11 protein-coding genes are annotated in these 20,832 nt (G+C 64.5%); 5 read left to right on the top strand and 6 right to left on the bottom strand.

Annotated elements, in window-relative coordinates; all coding sequences use genetic code 11:
- Nucleotides 1-27: 27 nt before the first annotated feature.
- Entirely contained in the window at nt 28-405 is a 378-nt protein-coding gene (locus ACYOEI_RS20600) for a hypothetical protein (protein WP_462851443.1), read from the bottom strand.
- Between the two features lie 245 nt (nt 406-650).
- Between ACYOEI_RS20600 and ACYOEI_RS20595 the strand changes: the two genes are divergently transcribed.
- The 4 genes from ACYOEI_RS20595 to ACYOEI_RS20580 all read left to right on the top strand — a co-directional run bounded on the left by ACYOEI_RS20595 (nt 651) and on the right by ACYOEI_RS20580 (nt 6,972).
- A complete protein-coding gene (locus tag ACYOEI_RS20595; protein WP_462851442.1) occupies nt 651-2,396 on the top strand; it encodes an arylsulfatase in 1,746 nt (581 codons plus the stop codon).
- 189 nt (nt 2,397-2,585) lie between these two features.
- Entirely contained in the window at nt 2,586-3,758 is a 1,173-nt protein-coding gene (locus ACYOEI_RS20590) for a formylglycine-generating enzyme family protein (protein ID WP_462851441.1), read from the top strand.
- Between the two features lie 135 nt (nt 3,759-3,893).
- On the top strand, nt 3,894-5,303 hold the full coding sequence (locus tag ACYOEI_RS20585; RefSeq protein WP_462851440.1) for a phospholipase D-like domain-containing protein: 1,410 nt from the start codon (nt 3,894-3,896) through the stop codon (nt 5,301-5,303).
- A gap of 277 nt (nt 5,304-5,580) precedes the next feature.
- Nucleotides 5,581-6,972 carry a TPM domain-containing protein gene (locus ACYOEI_RS20580; RefSeq protein WP_462851439.1) on the top strand — a complete coding sequence of 464 codons (1,392 nt, stop codon included), beginning with the start codon at nt 5,581-5,583 and terminating at the stop codon, nt 6,970-6,972.
- A gap of 178 nt (nt 6,973-7,150) precedes the next feature.
- Here the strand turns inward: ACYOEI_RS20580 and ACYOEI_RS20575 are convergent, their stop codons facing one another.
- From ACYOEI_RS20575 to secA, 5 genes are all read right to left on the bottom strand, one after another.
- On the bottom strand, nt 7,151-8,578 hold the full coding sequence (locus ACYOEI_RS20575; protein ID WP_462851569.1) for an alkaline phosphatase family protein: 1,428 nt from the start codon (nt 8,576-8,578) through the stop codon (nt 7,151-7,153).
- Between the two features lie 418 nt (nt 8,579-8,996).
- On the bottom strand, nt 8,997-13,199 hold the full coding sequence (locus ACYOEI_RS20570; protein WP_462851438.1) for a hypothetical protein: 4,203 nt from the start codon (nt 13,197-13,199) through the stop codon (nt 8,997-8,999).
- A 488-nt stretch (nt 13,200-13,687) separates the two neighbouring features.
- Nucleotides 13,688-14,089 carry a DUF3467 domain-containing protein gene (locus ACYOEI_RS20565; protein WP_462851437.1) on the bottom strand — a complete coding sequence of 134 codons (402 nt, stop codon included), beginning with the start codon at nt 14,087-14,089 and terminating at the stop codon, nt 13,688-13,690.
- Nucleotides 14,090-14,392: 303 nt separating this feature from the next.
- Nucleotides 14,393-15,697 (bottom strand): 3-deoxy-D-manno-octulosonic acid transferase, encoded by a 1,305-nt coding sequence (locus tag ACYOEI_RS20560; protein WP_462851436.1) that lies wholly within the window; start codon nt 15,695-15,697, stop codon nt 14,393-14,395.
- A gap of 311 nt (nt 15,698-16,008) precedes the next feature.
- A complete protein-coding gene (gene secA, locus ACYOEI_RS20555; RefSeq protein WP_462851435.1) occupies nt 16,009-19,629 on the bottom strand; it encodes a preprotein translocase subunit SecA in 3,621 nt (1,206 codons plus the stop codon).
- Nucleotides 19,630-19,991: 362 nt separating this feature from the next.
- Between secA and ACYOEI_RS20550 the strand changes: the two genes are divergently transcribed.
- Nucleotides 19,992-20,789 (top strand): MBL fold metallo-hydrolase, encoded by a 798-nt coding sequence (locus ACYOEI_RS20550; RefSeq protein ID WP_462851568.1) that lies wholly within the window; start codon nt 19,992-19,994, stop codon nt 20,787-20,789.
- The last annotated feature ends 43 nt before the right edge of the window (nt 20,790-20,832 follow it).

Below are 20,832 nucleotides of genomic sequence, written 5' to 3'. Positions count from 1 at the left end.
ATGGGGTGGGAGAAACGCCGGTGCCGATTAGCAGCGCAATCGAGTGGTGGACGATCCCAGGGGCGAGGAGGCCAGGGTGCGAGGGGGGAGACCCGAGGAGGAAGGCCGTTCCTGCCGAATGGTTGTTGGTCTGCTCGACAGACCCTTGACGGGTTTGAACGTCTTCCAACGCTCGTCGTCGTCTTCCAACCCGTCGAGTCGCTCACGGTCGAGGGCGGAGACGGCGACCGTTTTCGAATGCAATCCGTGCTCGCGGTGGAGCGTCGCGTGTCGAGGAACCTCGGAATCGGTTCGGGGGGAATCCCGGTTCCAGCTGGACCCGAGCACGATCAGCAAGGCGGCCAGGCAGAGCCAGGCCCCGAGGATCCATGCGATCGGTCTCGCCGAACGTAGGGGTGAGCTCACGCTTCAAAACCTTCGGAAGGTTGCGCCGGAATGGCCAATGTGGTCATTCTACGAAAAATCTCTTCCAATGTTCTACAGAGGAGTTTTCGGGTTGGGACAACTCGTTCCAGGGTCGGGACGGATGGGCGGATTATTCCGCCGAGGGAGGGCGGGGTTCCGGCTTGAGATCACGGCCTCCTTGCCACAAACTCGTCCAAAGCGAGTGCCCATCACCTTCGGACCGGGGCGGCGAGGAGCGGTTGGCTATGACGTTGCGATATCTCGGCGCGATACTCGTCGCGGCAAGTTTCGTCCGGGTCTCCTTCGGAGCAACCGGAGACCGGCCGAACGTCGTCGTGATCATCACCGACGACCAGGGGTACGGCGACCTGAGCTTGAACGGCAACCCGAAGCTCCGGACTCCCCACCTCGACCGACTCGCGAGCGAAGGGGCTCGGTTTTCCCGGTTCTACGTCATGCCCGTCTGCGCCCCGACACGGGCGTGCTTGCTCACGGGACGATACGCTTATCGAACGGGGGTCGTCGACACCTACCTCGGCCGAGCGATGATGCACTCCGACGAGGTGACGCTGGCCGAGATGCTCTCGGCCGCCGGATATCGGACGGGGATCTTCGGGAAGTGGCACCTCGGTGACAATTACCCGCTTCGCCCCCAAGATCAGGGATTCCAGGAGTCGCTGGTCCTCCGAGGCGGCGGCATCGGGCAGCCTTCCGACCCGCCCGAACCGGGGGGGAGCAGCTACTTCAACCCGGTCCTCCAGCACGACGGCCGAGAAGAGACGCGAAAGGGGTATTGCAGCGACGTCTTTACCGACGCCGCGATCGAATTCGTCTCGAACACGCACGACCGCCCGTTCTTCGCCTACCTCGCCTTCAACGCGCCACATACGCCACTCCAGGTCCCCGAACCCGATTACCAGGTCTACAAGGCGATGGACCTGAGGCGCGAGGCCCTGCCGACCGGCGGCTTTCCCTTGCCGAACGAGGTAGAACCCGACACCACGGCCCGGGTCTACGGCATGGTGGCCAACATCGACGCGAATGTCGGCCGTCTCATGAAGCATCTCGACGATCGGGGACTGGCTCGAAACACCATCGTCGTCTTCCTGACCGACAACGGGCCGCAGCAACCTCGATACAACGCCGGGATGCGAGGGCTGAAGGGGACCGTGTACGAGGGAGGGATCCGAGTCCCTTGCCTGATCCGGTGGCCTGGACGTGTGCCGGCGGGGCGAATCGTGGGGCCGATCGCGGGGGCCGTCGATTTGACCCCGACACTCCTCGACGCCTGCCGGGTCCAGAAACCCTCGGAAATCGCCTTCGATGGCCGCAGCCTCTTACCACTACTGTCCGGGGACGCTCGCGAATGGCCGGAGCGGACCCTGTTTGCCCAGTGGCACCGCGGTGATACCCCGCAACGCGAACGGGCGTTCGCCGCAATCACGGATCGTTACAAGCTCCTTCGGCCCGAAGTGACCCCCCTTCGTCCCGTCGAGCCTCCGTTGGAGCTCTACGACCTCAAGGACGACCCTGACGAACTCCACAACCTCGCCGAAGGCTCACCCGACGTGGTTGCGAGCCTCCGATCTCGTTACGACGCCTGGTACGACGACGTGAGTAAGACGCGTCAATTCGTTCCACCACGGATCATTCTCGGGGCGCCCGAGGAAAACCCGACCGCCCTGACTCGCCAGGATTGGCGAGGGCCCCGAGCCGGATGGGGGGCCGATGATCTCGGATACTGGGAGGTCGAAGTCGCCAGAGAAGGACGTTATCGGGTCGATCTCAGGTTCGCCGCACGCCCGGCCCCCGGCTCCGCGGACCTGACCATTGGCGATGTCCATCTTCACAAAGACCTCGATGCCGGTGCGGCCTCCTGCTCGTTCGACACGGTCAGTTTCCCCGCCGGATCGGGTCGTCTGGAACCCTCGATTACCGTCGCAGGGAAGACGACCGGCGCGATGTATGTCGTCGTCCAGCGGCTTCCCTGACAAGTCCGAATGTGCAGGCCTTCGGAGACGCTCGTCTCCGTCGAGGAGCCTGGGACCGATCCCGCGGACCACCCGGTCGGATTGCAAATCGGGCCGAGTCCTCGAATACTGGAACCCGGGACGTTCGGGGACATCCCCCGGTGTGGTGAGTGGGCTTTCGTTGGGTTGATCAGGGACAGAGGCGAGTCCGTGTCTAAAGCCATTAACGAGTCGGGTGTCGTCTACCAGGGTTCCGGCCGTCGGATCCTCCGGCTTCGGGCCATCCCGGTTGGCGTGGTGGGTGTTGCGGTCGCCTCGGTGATGTTCGTGACCTTCGGGTGTGGCGAGGCTCCGAATGCGCCGGCCGATTCGACGGTCGCTAAGCCGACCACTCGCCCCGTCCTGGAGCCGACCGTAGCCGAGGAAACGCCCGAGTATCCTCCGACGCCGGTCCCTTCGGCTCCGGCACCCGGAGGGATGGTCTGGATCCCCGGAGGGACCTTTTCGATGGGCGCCGAGGACGCGACGTCCTCGGATGCCCAACCCGTCCATCGCGTGGATCTCGATGGCTACTGGATGGACCGCTCCGAGGTGACCAACCGGCAGTTCGAGCAGTTCGTCCGCGAGACGGGCTACGTGACCGTCGCCGAGAAGGCCCCCGATCCGAAGGACTTCCCCGGGGCGCCCAAGGAGCTGCTCGTGCCTGGCTCGCTCGTCTTCACGCCCCCCTCAGGCCGGGTCTCCCTGGACGAGCCGTACTCGTGGTGGCGGTATGTCCCCGGGGCCAACTGGAAGCACCCGGAAGGTCCTGAGAGCTCGATTCAGGGGCGAGAAGATCACCCGGTCGTTCAGGTCTGCTGGGACGATGCCGCGGCCTATGCGAAATGGGCCGGCAAACGGCTCCCGACCGAAGCCGAGTGGGAATTCGCCGCCAGGGGCGGCCTCGACCGCAAGCGCTACTGCTGGGGTGACGAACTCCTGCCGGAGGGCAAGTGGCGCGTGAACAACTGGCAGGGCCAGTTCCCGGTCGAGAATACCGTCGGGGATGGCTATTCAAGGTCCGCACCCGCGGGCTCCTTTCCTGCCAACGGCTACGGCCTGCAGGACATGGCGGGCAACGTCTGGGAGTGGTGCTCCGACTGGTATCGACCCGGGTACGACGTCCGAAAACGCCACGACCCGCGCGGGCCCGAGTCGAGCCACGACCCCGACGAGCCCGGGATCCCCAAACGGGTGCAAAGGGGCGGCTCGTTTCTTTGCAGCGACCTCTACTGCACCCGCTATCTCCCGGGTGCCCGAGGCAAAGGAGCGACCGATAGCGGGGCTTCCCACCTCGGATTCCGTTGCGTACTCACCCCTCCCCGCACGCAGCCCGGCGCGTGATAGACTTCCACGGGGTGGACTCCCGCAATATCGAGAACAACCCACCCGTCACCCGCGCCCAACGCCCTGCCCCTCGATCGTCCCGGTGCGGTGCCGGACTCGTCCGAGTGCCGGAGCCGGGAAGAGGTTCGTTGCGTGTCGGATTACCTGCCTCACGATCACTACTGGCTCTTACCGCCCCTCCTCACGACCCTCGGTTTCGGCCTCGCGCTGATCTTGTTGGCCCACCTGCTCCGGTCGCAGCGTTCTCCCTCGAGCACCATCGCCTGGCTCCTCGTGATCCTGCTGATCCCTTACGTCGGCGTCCCGCTCTACTTGACGTTCGGCGGCCGGAAGATGCGGCAGAGGGCCAGGAGGAAGGAGCCCGTCTATCGCAACCGCCGACCTCCCCCCGCCCACACCCTGGGAGGTACGACCGAGCGCATCCTCCAGACGCATGGAGTTTCGCCGCCGACGACCGGGAACCGGATCCGGGTCGTGACGAGCGGCGAGGACGCCTATCGAGAACTTATCGCGCTCATCGACCGGGCCAACGAGACGATCTACATCACTACCTATATCCTTGGACCGGACGAGGTCGGCACCGCGATCGTCGCGCGGCTCGCGGCACGGGCCAGGGCGGGAGTCGAGGTGCGGCTCTTGATGGATGACGTCGGCTCCTGGCGCGTGCGGGTTCGCCGCCGTTTCCTTGCTCCCCTGCTCGCTTCGGGGGCAAAGATCGCGTACTTCATGCCGATCCTCCACATCCCATTTCGAGGCCGGACGAATCTCCGCAATCATCGCAAGATCGTGGTCGTCGACGGTCGGCATGCCCTAACCGGCGGAATGAACCTGGCCGAAGAGTACATGGGGGCGACCCCCTCGGTCACGCGATGGCGGGACTATTCGCTGGTGATCTCCGGCCCGGCAGTCGCCGACTTCACCGAACTGTTCCATTCGGATTGGAAGTTCGCCACCAGTGAGGACCTCAGGCGTCGTGAGATCGGCTTCGAGCCGACGGAATCCGGGGGCAGCGTCGCCCAGGTTGTTGCCAGCGGCCCCGATGTGGCCGGCGACCCGCTCTACGAAGCGCTCGTCTCCGCTGCCTTCGCCTCCACCCGCCGGCTCTGGGTGGTGACGCCCTACTTCGTCCCCGACGAGACCCTGGCCAAGGCCCTCGACCTCGCCGCTCGACGAGGGGTCGACGTTCGCCTGGTCATCCCCGCGCACTCGAATCACCTGATGGCCGACCTCGCCCGTGCGAGCTATATGCGGCAGGTCCACGAGTCGGGCGGTCGAGTCCTCCTCTTCCGCCCCGGCATGCTCCACGCCAAGGTCGTCCTGATCGACGACCAAATGGCGATCGTGGGGTCGGCCAACATGGACATGAGGAGCCTCTTCCTCAACTACGAAGTGGCGACCTTCCTCTATTCCCGCCCCGAGATCGAGGCGACCGCTGAGTGGATTCACGGCCTCATGGCCGAGTCCTCGAGCGGGCTCCCGGTCCGGGACCGGCTCCGTGCCCTCGCCGAGGATGTCGTCCGACTCCTCTCTCCGCTCCTGTGATCACAAGGGTCGGGCCAGGCCGGAGCCTGTTGCACTTTGAATCAAGACAAAATTCAATTAAATGATAATAACATGTGGCGTCGAGGTTGTCCGTGGAACACGGAATAACCGCGATCGGTCGCATGACGGCCCCCGTCTTGCTACGATGAGCGCGAACCTGAGGACACACAGGAAAGCGGCTCGAGGAAACGTGCGATCTCCGGAAAAGATCGGGCGGAAACCTACGAATGACTGGCCGACGGCCAACTCTCTGAGTCTTCGGGAGAAAGGAACGACGATGAAATGGCGGATATTGAGCATCCTGGTCCTTTCCCTCGTCTCCTCGACGGGTTGGGGACAGGTCGTGGATCCCCGCGTCGGCGTCCATGACAAGGCCGGCTTATTTTCGCCCGACGCCATTCGTCGGGCCGACGAGGCACTACGTGCCATCCACCGGGAGACCCGTTGGCAGGTTGCGATCGACACCGTCGACTCGCTCGAAGGCCGCCCGATCCAGGAGCAGGCCATCGCCAACGCGGCCGCAATCAAGATCCACGGGCTGTATGTTCTGATCTCCAAGGAACCGCACCGGATCTGGATTGAGCCCAGCCGGTCGGCGGAGGCGACGTTCTCCAAGTCGAAGGTCGACGGGGTCGTCCAGGCTTTCCTCGGGGCCTTCAAGGCCCGCGACTTCGATCGAGGCCTGAGCGAGGCCATCGCGGAAATACGAAAGTCCGCCGAACCGACTCAAGCGTCAACGGGTCGTGCGGGCCAAGTCGCAATCCCGACGCCCGCCGAGGGTGCCGGAGCGAAAACCCCTGCACCCCCGGCGCCGGGTGCCATCCCGGCGGAGGCACCAGTCGAGGGGAGTGGAATGACCTGGATTTGGATCCTTGGGGCCGGTGCCGGAATCCTCCTTGTGCTTTGGCTCGTGAGCAAGGGCTCATCGAACCGGGCACAGCCGCAGGATATGTATACCCCGCCTCCGAGACCACAGGAAGCTCCGCAGCCTTCCACGCCCGGTTACGGCGCTGCGAGAGGCCCTGCCCCAGGCATGGGTGGTCCGCCGACTTATTACGGGCCGGGTGCCGGTTATCCCCAAGGGGGATATCCCGGATCTCAGCCCCCATATCCCCCGGGGGGATATCCCGGTCAGCAACCCCCATACCCTCCGGCCGGCTATGCTCCGGGATACCCCGCCCCGCCGCCGGCGCATTCTGGAGGGGGCCTCATGAGCGGGGTGTTGGGGGGCATCGGAGGAGCCATCGCCGGGAACATCCTTTACGACCAGTTCGGCAGGCCGCACCAGGCCCCGGCCGATGTCCTCCCCCCTCACCACGAGTCGGGGGCGGTCCTACCGCCCTCCCCTCCCGTGATCGAGCCGAGTCCGCCCGAGGAACAATACGACCGGAACGCAGGTTCGGGCGGCGACTGGTCTGGGGGAGAGAGTGCACCCCCTGACGATGTTGGGGCCTGGTCCGAGCCCGGCGCCGATGGGAACCGGGATTCTCCCTCCCCTGAGTCCGACGAAGGTGTATCGGGTGACTGGGGAAATGATCCCAATTCGGGCTTGCCCGAAGAGTCTGGAACCTCAGGCGACTGGGGCTCTTCGACGGACGACTCCGACGCCTCGGGAGACTGGGGTGGCGAGGCCTCGGACGAGGACAAGGGACAGGGAGGTTCCTGGTAAGACGTTGCTGGCTTCGCGAGGCGATCGAGCTTCGAGACCTATTCGATCGGACGGAGAGTCCTGGTGAGTCCTCGACTCGCCAGGACTCTCCTTTGGAATTCGAGATTCAAAGTTCGTTTATGTGAGCGATTCCATTCGTGAAAGGAATCCTCAAAGCCCGCATGTGCTGGTTCGCTGGTCAAGTCTTTCCCACACCTCGCACGGGCGCTTCGTCGAGCCCGGCATCCGGGATCAATGCGTCGAGGACGTACCGGTAGACCTCGGTCATCTCGAGAGTTCCCGCCCCCGAGGGGGCCGGGCCATCACCGATGAAGATCGGACGATCTTCCACGAGATCGGCCAGGAGTCCATGGCTCCCGCGGACCAGGCCTGTGTCGAGCGGGACGACGTCGAAGAGCGTGCGGAATCCGAGTTTCTTCTGGATTAGTCTCATCATCGCCCTCCCTTTGGGCCAGGCCAGATGCGGGTCGAAGAAGAGCTCGCAAGGGTCGTATCCTGGCTTGCGGTGGATGTCGACGGTCCTCGCGAAGTCGGGGGCGACCTTGTCGTCGAGCCAGTAGGGGTAGGCGAACCACGCATCGGCCTCGGACAGGACCACGAGCTCTCCCGACCTCGGGTGATCGAGGCCGACCTCTCGACGTTCCTCGCCTCCGAAAACCCGGGCGATCCCGGCCTCAGCCCCGAGCAGGTCCCGGACACGCCCAAGGTCCTGAGTGTCTCGGACATAGACGTGGGCGAGTTGATGGTCGCAAACCGCGAACGCGCGGCTGCCGAACGTGTCGAGCACTTCTCCGAACGGACCGGGACGGGCCTGGAGTAGTCCGGCGCGACGCAGTATCTGATTGATCGGGATCGCGCGATTGACCTGGATGTGTCCATACTCACTGACGACCCACACCCTGGCTCCGATACGACTCGCGGCGTCGAGGATTTCTCCGCACGCGTCGTCGAGCTCTCGGACGAGTCGCGGGAGGTCGGAACCCTCGGGGCCGAAGCGTTGGGGGTCGTAGTCGAGGTGGGGCAGATAGACGAGGGAGAGCTCGGGGCGTTCGGCCTCGAGCAACGCCGACGCACATCGAGCGATCCAGCGGGTGCAAGGGAGGCCGGCCGTCGGTCCCCAGAAGGTGCGGAAGGGGAAAGGGCCGAGATCGCGTTCGAGCCGATCGGTCAGGCCCTCCGGCGTGCCGGAGATCCCGAAGGCCTTGTTGCCGTCAGCGCCGTAGTGGGGTTTCGGAGTGACGCTGAAGTCGACGTCTGCCCCCTGATTGAACCACCAAAAGAGCTTCGCCGTCCGGAACTTTTGGCCCCGAGCCTCGGCCAGCCGTCGCGCGGTGGTATAGAGCGGCTCGGCCTGGATCAGCGCGTTCGACTGCTGCCAGAATCGGACCTCGCCCGTGTCCCGATAGAGCCAGCCGTTCCCGACGACCCCATGCGTATCGGGCGATCGGCCCGTGAGGAAGGTCGCCTGTGCCGTGCAGGTCACCGCGGGCAGGACTTCGCGGAGCGGACGTTGCCAGCCCGATCCGGCGAGCGAGCTTAGCCTCGGGGCCAGGGCGAGTAGCCGGCCCGTCAGGCCGACGGCGTTGATCAAGACGAGCGGGGTGATGTCGTGCAAGGGACGGGATCCGTGGTCGGGCTCGCCCACGAGATCGGCCTTCGCAACGGGGCGGAGAGACCGGATCCGCGAGCGTCGAGGATTGGAATGGCCAGGAGCCGAGAAGGAGGGAAGACCTCGCCCTACCCGGTCCGTAACTCTCGGAGATCGATTTTAGCAAAGCGTGCTTCGTTTCTCCCCCGATCGGGCCGCCTCGACAGAAAGTCCCGGAGTGTCGCACCGGCCCGCCGTGTCCTGCAACTTATCGATCGGGGGCTTCAGAAGGTCGCGGCCCAAAGGAAAACGGCCGGGATCCCTGGGGATCCCGACCGTTGATTGCGGGCGTATCGGAATGCCGGCTCGATTAGCGGGCTGCGCCGGGCACGGGTGACCGGCCCGGCGCGAGTCCCGCTCTCGTCCCTGGAAGGACTTACGAGGTCTTCTTGGTGCCGTTCAGCGAGGAGAGCGAGTTGGCAAGGCCCTGGATGGCCTGTGCGACCGAGGTTTGCTGGTTGCTGGTGCTGCTGCTCGAGTTGGTGCTCGAAGTGCTGCTGGACGTCGAGCTCGAACTGGTGCTCGTCTGACTGGATGAGCTCTTCGTGCCGGTCGAGGCGACGGATGTCGACCCCGTGCCCGAGGTGCTCTGTCCGGTCGCGCCGGTGCCGGTCGAGGTTGTGCTCTGTCCGGACGTCGAGGATCCCGAGCCGCTCGAGCTCGAGGTGTTCGACTGCTGGACGTTGCCTCCGTCGAACAGGACGTAGGCGGGGAGATAGTTGGCAGGCGTGTCGACACCGACGACGTTCTGGTTGACCTTGAGGTTGTCGGGCGCGAGTCCTCGGTACTTCGCGACCTGACGTGCGGAGACCCACGCGTACTGCGGTTGCAGATGCTGCAAGCCGTTGTAGTCGCGGATCGCGGTCGGGTCGACCAGGTATCCGGCGTTCGTGGCACGCTGGCGATTCGTGATGACGAACGCCTTCGGGGAGGGGAGGAGCGTCTTCCCTTCCATCTTGAACTGGGCGATCGAGACCGAGCCGTTGAGCTGGCCGTCGGCCGCATAGTCGAAGAAGTTGAAGCGTCGCTGGAGCACGTCGGGTTGGTCGGGCTGATCTCCCGCAATGGTCGTCGCGTTGAACGGGACGCGATCGGTGCCACCCAGGAACCGGGCCATGGCCCCGGCTTCGGCCAAGCCCATCGACGCCGCGTTGTTCTGGAAGTCCTGGATCTCCTGGGCCGTGATAAGCCCGTTGTGGTTCTCGTCGATGTACGTGAAGTCGTTGTGCTTGAGCAGATAGTCGATCGCGATCGTCCCTTCGATCGCCGCGATTGCGTTCCCGATATCGATCCGGGAGTACGATCGGTAGTGAGTGCTGCCGGTCAGCGTCGGCGGAGCCGAACTGCTGATGCCGTCGTTGGGATCGAGGACAGGCACCGCCGTCCACTGGAGGATGGAGTTGATGCCGTCGGGGTTGTCGTACTTCAGGAGGTTCTTGAGACCACCCACCCCGAAGTTCAGGGTCCGCGCCCCGACCGGAGTCGTCAGGTACGCATCGGAGGTGACGCCCTGGGCGTTGATGTTCGCCCAGTAGTCCAGGGCGGAGGCGACCATCGCGAACGATCCCGCCACCTCGGCCGAAGAAAGCGATGTTCCCCCCGCCGTGAACGTCAGGTGGTCATTCGGATCGGTGACTCCACCGCTGCTGCTGCTGCTCGAACCGCTCGAGGTCGACGTGGAACCAGGAGCAACGGTGCTTGCTCGCCGACGGAACGTCGGGACGTCGATCGCCGGGGCGGCATAGTCGGTCGTCGTGCTGCGGTTCGACGAGGCCAGGATCCGGTCGCTATAGAGGACGGGGTTGCCCAGGGTCAAGGCCCCGACTGCGGTCGTTGCGCCCGTCGTCGAGCTGCCGGTGCTCCCGGACGAACTCGAGGTGGCGGACCCACCCAACGTGATCCCAGCCATGGTGGATGGGAAGAGTTGCGCGTTGAGATCGAGGGTCCCAATCGTCGGATCGTTCGGAGTCGTCGAGGCGGTGTTCACGAACGGCAGCGGGTTGGTCCCGGTGACCGACACGAACTCGCTGAGGATCGCGGGGAACGACATCCCGTTGGCGTCGCCAACGTTCGGGTTCTGGGAGTTGTTGCCGGCCGCCTGGGAATTGGCCGTCCCGCCCCCTGAAGTACTCGTCCCACCACCGGTGCCGCCCGTCCCTCCGGTGCCGCCTGTGCCAGAGCTGCTGCTGCTGCCCGACAAGTTGGACCCGAGCGGTGAGCCGAATTGGCCTGCGGCACCGACCGCGGTGATGCCCAGCGACCGGAACTTCTTCAACTGATTCTTGAAGGCCGCCACGATCTGAGGATACCGCCGGTACGCCGTCCCCTCCGTGTCGAACGTTTCGGATGTCCCGAACCCATACACCGCCGCGATCACGCGGTCGGTCTTGTTGGGCCGAACCGGGTCGTTGACGAACGGGTGGCTTGCGACGTACGCGGTCCCTTGATAAACCAAATTCGAGGTCGTCAACGCATTCGTCGGGGGAACCAGCGAGCCGGTCGAGCCGGTCCCTGAGCTGCCCGAGCTGGTGCCGCCGGAACTGCTGCTGGTCGCGCCGGTGCCGACGAAGAATGGATAGAAGACGTTCACCGGGTCGAGCGTCGCCTGTGGCACGAACTGGGCCACGACGCCCGCGACGAGCGTCCCGTGACCATCTATGGTCACCGGCGTGAGCGTGCTGTTGCCGCCCGACGAACTGGATCCACTCGTCCCCGTGCCGCCGGTGCTGCCTGTTCCACTGCTGCTAGTTCCGGTACCGGCGGGAGCCGTGTCGGAGTTGCCGTTACCCCCGATGGCCAGGTTCGTCCCCGGGGCGACGCGACCTCGGAAGGGCGGCGACGTGCCGTCCACACCGGTGTCGACGATGGCGACCGCGCTCCCCGATCCGTCGTAGGGAACGCCCATCGTCCGCAAGTCGTTCAGGCCGATCAACGAGCCGGTCGTCGAACTGGCGAGGCTCGCAATCGACTTGAACTGCCAGATCCCGTCGTCGTCCGAGGCATAGAGAGCCGTGCCGTCGGCCGAGAACGTGATGCTTAGGCTCGATTGATCGAACGCACTCGCCCCCGAGGCACCGGAGGTATTGAACCCCGCGGCGAAGACCGTGATCTGGCCGCTTGGGGTGATGCGGAGGATTCGACCGCCTTCATTCGTGCCGCCCGTCAAAACGGATTGCACGTTGCCTTCGGCGTCCGTGACGAAGCTCAGGTGGCTTCCATCGTTCTGGATCGGGACGTTCACAGCAGTCGTCGGGAGCGGGGCGACTGGCGCGATGTTCAGGACGACACCCGTCGCCAGGTCGGAGACGAAGAGATTGCCGGCGGAAACGGGAGTCGAGAGAGCTGCCCCGCTCGTGCCGGAAGCGGTGCCGCTCGTGCTGGTGGAACTGCCGCTCGCGAGCGACTGCCCTTGCGAGAAGTAGCCGTACTGGTCGAACGCAATGTCTTCAAAGCGTCGGGCTTGAGTCGTGACCAAATCGGTTTGGTCGGGAATCAGGGTTGTCGAGCTCGCGGCCAGGGCCGTCGTCACGATCAGGGATTCGCCGTTGAGCCCCTGGACACCGCTAAGGCCAGGTCGTGCCGCGATACCGCCGCCCGCCGGGGTCCCGAAGTCGGTAAAGGCCGAGTAGACCGGGGAGAAGTAATCCTGGTTGGCGGCCGTCAGGCCGACGATCGGACCCTGATTGAGCGCCGTCGAATTGACGCCCGTGGGCAGCGTCGTGGAGCTGATGTTCTGCCCCGGCGAGTAGCCGTTCGCGTTGAAGTAGAGTGCGGTGAAGGTCGTCGAACCTGAACCGGATGCCATACCGGTCCCGCTGCCAGCGATCAAGCCGCGGAGGAACGACTGGTCTTCGACAGGCGGCACGAGGACGGCGGACGGGTTGAGGTCGAACTTCACGCCCGAAGAGTTGGCCGTCTCGGAGACGAACATCCCGAGGAAGCTACCGTCCGGCCCGATCTGATAGATGACGTTCTTGTTCGGGTCGGTGCGGTCGACACTGCTGACGAACATCGACGGCGAGCCGTTGAAGTATCCTTCGGGGTCGAACGTGATGTCATACCAGTTCGTGAGCCCGGTGGATCCACCGGCCGACTCCGAGGCCGTGCCGCCGGGCTCGAGCTGGTTGATCACCGTGTTGAGGTCGAAGAACACCGTGGACTTGCCGGTAACCGGGTCGACGCGATAAATCACGCCCGGCCGATTCACGGCCCCGGTGTTCTCGCCGGCCCCTCGCGAGATCGCGTAGACCACGTTGCCGAAGACGCCCCCCGGACCTGCCTCGATCCGGACGATGTCCCCGCCGAACGAGGACGCAGGGGTCAACAAGTTGACCGAAGTCGTCGGCGCTGCTGAGGGATAAGGAGTGGGAGTCGTCGACGTGGCGGGGACGAGGGTGACGGTCCCCATGTTCGCGTCGGTCTGGGTTGCCGGGGCGATCAGTGACGCCTGCAGCGGCGAGGTCGCCAAGAAGGGGGCCAATAGGGCTCGCTGTTCCAGGGTCTGCACGGAATCGAGCCGAATATCACGGCGACGCCGCCGCGCTGGGCCACGCGCCTGCGGTCGGGATGGGTGAGACATTCCATTCTCTCCTTAGGCTGGACGGGGTCCTTCCTGGACCGAGGCCGATACGCCCGGCAGTCTACGATATCGGTGCAATCGGCGATGACGGTTGAGCCGAAAACTCCAGCAAGGCCTGAGAACCGGCCCGACCGTCATGCGCGGAAAGCTTCTTTGGTCTTGAATCGGCCGAAAGGGGGGAGGAGAATTACCCAAAGATCTGATAGGACCCGCGGAATCGTCAAAGACGTGATAGAGCGGTGGATCTCTGAATCAGGCACGAAGCCCGGAGGACCGGTCGGTATTGGATGCGAATGCCCGCGATGGGCATCCGGGACGCCGACGAAGAAGGCGGGATCGACGGGCGGTCTTGAGAAAGGAAGCCCCCCACCCCAGCCTCCCCCATTTGATGAGGGGAGACTCGAAGGGATGTCGGGATCAGGGGGCGGAGACGAAACCGAGGAAGGCGCCTCCTCATTGCGGAGGCACTGGGGAGGGCGCGAGCTCGATTACTCGACGATGCCTTGCGGCCCGGAGGGGGGCCGGCCGACCACTGGCGAGGAGAACGCTTGTTGGGCCGAGCCGGCCCGACGGCGGACGTCCAGCTCGATCGAGCCGAAGGTCTGCTCGTGGCGCTGGATCGTCATCCCGAGCGCGCTCAGCAGTCGCTTCGCCGTGTAGAAGTTCATGACGATCCGCTGATTCGCCTTCACTTCCTGACGTCCGGTGGCGAACGGCTGGGGGTTCAGGCCGAAGTCCAGGATCACTTCTTCCGGGGTGGCCGTCACTCGGCAGAAGTTCGAGTACGACGGCAACGTTCCCGAGTCATCGACGACCACTTCGGTCGTCTGTTGCTGGATCGGCTGGTGCTGGGGATTGATCGCACCTTCCGGCAGGTCTTTTTCGCTCATGTCGATCTCCCGTGACGGTTTATCCCTCCGCTCTGGCGAAGAAGGGCGAGCCTACCATACCTCCCGGCAATGCGACAACCACGCCTGCACACCCCTGACGAATTTCCCCGACGTCGGGTCGGCTTGCGTTAATACAACGAGGCCGGGTCGGGGCTTGCGACACGCCAAAGCCCCCTCGAGGTTTGGGGGTTTGGCCTTCGCATGTTCCGATCCGGCCAATTTGTTTCAAGGCCTTCCACGCGGCACTCGGCCATGGTGACCAGCAGGTCGTCCGTGCCATCGTTTGAGCGGCGGGGCGGGGATTCAGATCCCGACGAGGACCGATGGCTCGACGAGTCGGTCGAGCTCGGCCATCGTCCGGTCGGATGCCCCGTTCTGGGCGAGGACGTGGGCACGACCGGCCTCCCCGCGCGTTGCTGCCGTTTCGGGGTCGTCGAGGTCCGCGATCAGGCAGGTGGTCAACTCTTGGGCATTGGCCACTCGGCGCGCCCCGCCAACGCTGAGGAGTTGCTCGACCGTCTCCCGGAAATTCTCGGTGTGCGGCCCAAACAGGACCGACGCCCCAAACGCGGCGGGTTCCATCATGTTCTGCCCCCCCCTGCCCGGCATGAGACTCCCGCCCACGAACGCGACATCCGCCAAACCCCAGATTGCCGAGAGCTCGCCGAGGGTGTCGACCAGGATCACGGGAGGCGGCTCGATCCGAGTCTTGGGGACGTAAGGCTGGCTTCGGCGAATCAGCGGTTCGCCCTGGTCGCGGAGCCACGACGCCACCTTCTCGAAACGGTCCGCGTGTCGGGGGACGATGACAAGGCGAAGCCGAGGATGTCGCACCCTGGCCGCCCGGTAAGCGTTCAGGGCGGCCGACTCCTCGCCTTCCATCGTACTACCCGCGACGAAGACGAGGTCCACGGCCGAGAGACCAAGCTCCCGACGAAGGGCCAGGGTCTTCGGATTGTCTCGGTCGCACTCGAGGCCATCGTATTTAATGGAGCCCGTCACCCGGACGTTCTGCCGGGGGATCCCAAGATCGACGAATCGCGCCGCGTATTCGTCGTTCTGGGCGGCCACGGTGTCGATCCGGCGGAGCGTCGGGCCGAGGGGGCCACGCAACCGGCTGTAGCCGCGATGGCTCCGGGAGCTTAGTCGGCCGTTCACGATCGCCACGCGGGCGCCTGCCTCCTTCGCCGATAAGACGAGGTTCGGCCAGAGCTCGAGCTCGACGAGGGCGAGGACCGTCGGCCGAATCCGGGAGACCGCCCGGCGCGTCGCCCAGCTAAAGTCGAGCGGGGCGTAGAAAGTGACCAGGTCCGGGAATGTCCGCCTCGCCACCGAAAGCCCCGTACTCGTCGTGGTGGAGATCACCACATCCCAGCCGGGCCTTCGACGTGCCAATTCGGCCACGATCGGCTTCAGGAGAAGAACTTCACCCACGCTCACCGCGTGGAACCAAAGGCAAGGACCATCGCCGATCCGCAGCGGTGACTCGCCGAAGACCTTCTCGGACCAGCCCTCGCGATAACGACCGGTTCGGAGAGATCGGACGATGAGGATCGGTGCGAGAGCAAGGAGGAAGGCCAGGTAGATTAGATTCAGCACGAACGGCATGGGGGAATCCTTTCCCGGACCAACATCTCAAAGACGAGCGCAATCGGCGGCAACTCTCCTTAAGCAAGTCATGTGCCCACCGTACCGACTCGAGCCCTTCGGTTCAGACCCGTTTCCAATCCGTCGTAAGCTCAGGCACAGCTCGGACGCCGGTCAATCGCGGAATGAAGAGTCAAAGGTTGTCCCAAAGCTTTGCTGGATCGAGAGATCGGTTCCAATCAGTCGTGATACGACGCGGCCGCACGGGCAGGGTTGCACGTGCGGCTCGCAGGGCGTGGTCGGCCAGAAGTTGTCGTCCTGACGCGACTCCGTCAGAAAGAATCGGTCGCCGCTTCCTTCCGCATGCAGCAGGCTTTGAATTTTTTACCGGAACCGCAGGGGCAAGGGTCGTTTCGACCGACTTTCTTGCCAAGGTTCCGAACCGGCTCGCTCTTCTTCTCCGTCGACTGCTGGCTCGCGGCGATCGCACTCTCCTGCTGGGCACGGACCCCGGAGGCCGGAGCCGCCGCCAACTCGGAGGGTGCGGACTGGTGGATCGTCTGCGCACGATCCAGGTTGAACCTCGAGCCGAGATAGTTGAGGAAGTCGGGATCGAACTGCTCGACGCGGAAGATCAGGTCGGTCACCTTGTCCGAGACGCCGTCCCACATCTCGGAGAAGATCCTCATCCCCTCACGCTTGTATTCGACCTTGGGGTCGATCTGGGCATACCCCTGGAGACCGATCGAGCTCCGGAGGTGGTCCATCGCCCGGAGGTGTTCCATCCAGCTCGAGTCGAGGATCTGGAGGACGAGCACCTTCTCCATCTCGCGCATTTCGGGGCGATGTCGAGAGTCGAGTGCGTTGACGAGGAGGAGACGGGCATCGTCGCGTGACATGCCGGTAAACGCGTCCGCGGTCGTCTCGACTCCGAGCTCTTGCTTGGCCCAACTCGCCAGCTCGGCGATGGCCTTGGCGTTAGGCGACGAGACAGACTTCGGGTTCACGACCTCGGGCCCGAACGCGGCGTCAATCCGACGTTCGAGCTCCGCCGAGAGCTGGGCCCCCGCATAGTGCTTGTGGGCGACCTCGACCAGCAGCGACTCGATTTCCGGCCGAAGCAAGGGCCGCAGCTCTTCGGGATCGATCGCCGTATGGAACCGGTCCGAAGCCCAGGCCGCCAGCCCTTCTCGGTCGTAGCGCGGAGCCTGGCTCTGCGACCGCTCCGCGAGGAAGCGGGTCAGGGCGACACGCACCGGAAACTCGGCCTCCTTCTGGCCGTAGAGGACACGACTCTGCGACTGGATCTTCTCGACGACGGACGACTTCGAGAGGTTGGCCCACTCCGTCGGATCGACTGCGATCCCGAACTTGTGGTGGAGCCAACCGGCCAACGAGCGACGTCCCCAATCCTCCTGGAGGAACTCCCGCGCCGGCGTCAGGTCGACGGCGGTGATCGCGGCGACGGCCCGTTCGCCGAGGAGATCTTCGAGCCCCTGGCGGTCGAAGTCGAATTCGCCGCGCTCGTAGCGAGCGAACTTCCGGAGATCCTTGTCCTTCAGGGTCAGGCCATAGCGGGCGTTGACCCACGAGACGAGAGTCTGCCAGGTCCAGTCGGACGGGTCCGCGTCGGACGGCAGGTTTTTCTCGACCTCTTCCCGGATCAGGTCGGTCGCCTGGCTTTCGGCCTGCCGCCTGGCCTCTTCTTCGGCCTCTTCAAAAGCTTCGCCGCGGAAGTCGCGAGCGTTCAACTCGACGCCCAGCCGCTGGCCGACCCACTCCGCGAAGCTCGAGGTCCCGTAGTCGTCGGCGAGGAACCGATCGGCGGCGGAGGCGACTTGGGAGTCGATCATCTCGAGGATCGAATCCTTGGGCGGGAAGCCGTCGAGCAGGCGTTGGCGGAACGAATAGATCCGCTTCCGCTGCTCGTCCATGACCTCGTCATACTCGAGGAGGTTTTTCCGCGAGTCGAAGTTCCGCTCCTCGACCTTCTTCTGGGCTCCTTCGATCCGGCGCGAGACGAGCTTGCTCTCGATCGCCTCTCCTTCTTCCATCCCGAGGCGGGTGAGCACGGCCGACACCCATTCGCCGGCGAACTTCCGCATCAGGTCGTCTTCGAGCGAAAGGAAGAAACGCGAGGTACCCGGGTCTCCTTGCCGACCGGCCCGCCCTCGGAGCTGATTGTCGATCCGACGGCTCTCGTGCCGTTCGGTGCCGATGATGTGCAGGCCGCCGAGCGTCGCGACTTCGCGCCCTTCGGCTTTCATCTCGGGCTCGTACTTGCCGACAGCCTGGACCCAGACTTCGGGGGGGACTTCGAGCCGGGTCGGATAAAGGGGCCGACCGTCTTCGTCGTTGAGCCGCTTGAGGTCGGCCCAGGCCATGAATTCGGGATTCCCGCCGAGGATGATGTCGGTGCCCCGGCCGGCCATGTTGGTGGCGATGGTCACCGCCCCTTTGCGGCCGGCCTGCGCGACGATCTCGGCCTCGCGCTCGTGATACTTCGCGTTCAGGACCTGGTGGGTGATCCCATGTCGCGCAAGGATTTCGGCGATTTCCTCGGACTTCTCGATCGACGTCGTCCCGACAAGGATCGGTCGGCCGGCGGCGTGGACCTCGCGGATCTCGGTGAGGATCGAGCCGAACTTCTCCCGGTCGGTCCGATAGATGACGTCGGCGAAGCTCTGCCGGGTCAACGTCCGGTTCGTCGGGATCGCGATGACGTCGAGCTTGTAAACCTTGTAGAACTCATTCGCCTCGGTCATGGCCGTGCCGGTCATTCCCGAGAGCTTCTTGTAGAGCTTGAAGAAGTTCTGGAGCGTGATCGTGGCGAGCGTCTGATTCTCTTCTTTGATTCGGACCCGTTCCTTGGCCTCGACGGCCTGGTGCAGCCCGTCGGACCATTGCCGACCGGTCATGAGTCGGCCGGTGAACTCGTCGACGATCACGATCTCGCCTTCAAGCTCGACGTAATCGCGGTCGCGCTTGTACAGGAAGTGCGCCTTGAGGGCGTTGTCGATCAGGTGCGGCCATTCCATGTTGCCGGGAGTGTAGAAGCTCTCGATCCCGGCGATGCGTTCGGCCTCGCGGACCCCGTCGTCGTTGAGGTGACAGGTCCGCTCCTTCTCCTTGACCTCGAAGTGGGTATCCTTCCTCAAGAGCCGGGCGATCCGGTCGGCCTCGGCATACTTGCGGACGTCGTCGAAGGCCGGGCCCGAGATGATGAGCGGGGTCCTCGCCTCGTCGATCAGGATGCTGTCGACCTCGTCGATGATCGCGTAGTAGAGCGGGCCTTGGGCCTGCTGCTCCTTGGTCGGCTTCATGTTATCGCGGAGATAATCGAAGCCGAACTCGTTGTTGGTCCCGTAGGTGATGTCGCATCCGTACACCGCCTGCCGATCGTCGGCGTCCATGTCCGACTGGATCGCGCCGACGGTCATGCCGAGGGCCACGTACAGGGGGCTCATCCACTCGGCGTCGCGTCGGGCGAGGTAATCGTTGACCGTGACGACGTGGACCCCTTTCCCTTCGAGCGCGTTCAGGTACGCGGCAAGGGTCGCGACCAGCGTCTTACCTTCCCCGGTCACCATCTCCGCGATGTTGCCACCGTGGAGGACCATCGCTCCCATGAGCTGGACATCGTAGTGACGCATCTTGAGGAACCGGCGGCCCGCCTCGCGACAGGCCGCGAAGGCTTCGGGGAGGAGCTCGTCGAGGGTCTCCCCCTTGGCGAGCCGGCCCCGGAACACCTCGGTCTTGCCGCGCAGGTCGGCGTCGGAGAGGGCCTGCATCGCCGGCTCGAGCTCATTGATTTGAGCGACGACGGGGCGCATCCGACGGATCTGACGCTCGTTGGAATTGCCGAAGAGCCGAATCAGGCCCTCGGAAACGCCCTCAGACATCGCGCTGAACGCGTCGGTCGTCTTATCCCAAATATCACTAAGCAGTTCCATTGCCGGGTCGCCTTGCGCCGAAGATCCGGAAGAGTCGCAATAAGTCGATTGTACCGACGATCTTACAACCGACAACGTGTCACCGTCAAGCCGGATGGAAGTCCACCGGAATCGTCCAAAATGCCCGATTGCTCACGAGTTAATAGGACGATCATCGGCGAGATTATCGCAGCCGAAGCTCCCGCTTCGTCCGAACGGCATGGGGTTTTCTCGAATCGGAACGAATCGCCGAGCGTCGGGACCGGCGGTCGCGCGTCAACAACTTGGCATCGATGCCCTGCCGAGGGTTACGTACAATCCCAAGGGTCGGTTCAGGATGAGGTTGGATCGGGCTCTCGTCTGGGAGGGAGGGTTGTCGATTGGTGGAGCGCGAGGCGACGAAACCCCGGCGATTGGTATTCCTCGGCAGCGGGACGTCGACCGGCGTACCCGTCTTCGGCTGCGACTGCGACGTTTGCCTGTCGGATGACCCGCGCAACAAGCGAACCCGCCCGAGCGTCTTGCTCCAGTTGCCGGGGGGAAACCTCGTCATCGACACGACGCCCGAGATGCGGCTGCAACTGCTCCGCGAACGGATCACCCGGGTCCACGCGATCGCATTTACGCACAATCATGCCGACCACCTGTTCGGCCTCGACGATGCTCGCCTCTTCCCCAAATACCTGGGTGGTCCGGTTCCCGTTTATTGCGAAGCGGAGACCGAGGACAGCATCCGTCGAGTCTTCCACTACGCCTTCCATGAGCGGACCGCCTCATTCCCGCCCGGGAGCGTGCCCAAGCTCCAATTCGAACGGATTGTCCCAGGCCACCGTTTCGACACGCTCGGCGAGTCGATCCTGCCGATCCGACTCGAGCACGGTCGTCTCGACGTCCTCGGGTTCCGAATCGGCGACCTTGCTTACTGCACCGACGTGAGCCGGATCCCCGACCAAAGCTGGGAATGGTTGGAAGGGCTCGACATCCTGATCCTCGACGCCCTCCGGTACGAGCCTCATCCCACCCATTTTAACCTCGAGCAGGCGTTGGCCGTCGTCGAGCGGGTCCGGCCGAAACGTACGTTCTTCACACACCTTTCGCACGGTTTCGACCACGGTTCGCTCGACTCCACCTTGCCCCCCCAAGTCGCTTTGGCCTACGATGGGCTGACTTTGGATTTCTGAGAAAATCCCGCCTCGAAACTGACGTCTCGGCCCCTCGGTTGGT

It is taken from the genome of Singulisphaera rosea (assembly GCF_054877945.1).
The sequence above is the reverse complement of the archived record's forward strand: the minus strand, read 5'-3'. Positions and strand labels throughout refer to the sequence as shown.

Bases quoted from the DNA above. Each gene is read 5' to 3' on its own strand.
- ACYOEI_RS20565 (WP_462851437.1), bottom strand. From the start codon at position 14,089: ATGAGCGAAAAAGACCTGCCGGAAGGTGCGATCAATCCCCAGCACCAG.
- ACYOEI_RS20580 (WP_462851439.1), top strand. From the start codon at position 5,581: ATGAAATGGCGGATATTGAGCATCCTGGTCCTTTCCCTCGTCTCCTCG.
- secA (WP_462851435.1), bottom strand. From the start codon at position 19,629: ATGGAACTGCTTAGTGATATTTGGGATAAGACGACCGACGCGTTCAGC.
- ACYOEI_RS20595 (WP_462851442.1), top strand. From the start codon at position 651: ATGACGTTGCGATATCTCGGCGCGATACTCGTCGCGGCAAGTTTCGTC.
- ACYOEI_RS20570 (WP_462851438.1), bottom strand. From the start codon at position 13,199: ATGTCTCACCCATCCCGACCGCAGGCGCGTGGCCCAGCGCGGCGGCGT.
- ACYOEI_RS20560 (WP_462851436.1), bottom strand. From the start codon at position 15,697: ATGCCGTTCGTGCTGAATCTAATCTACCTGGCCTTCCTCCTTGCTCTC.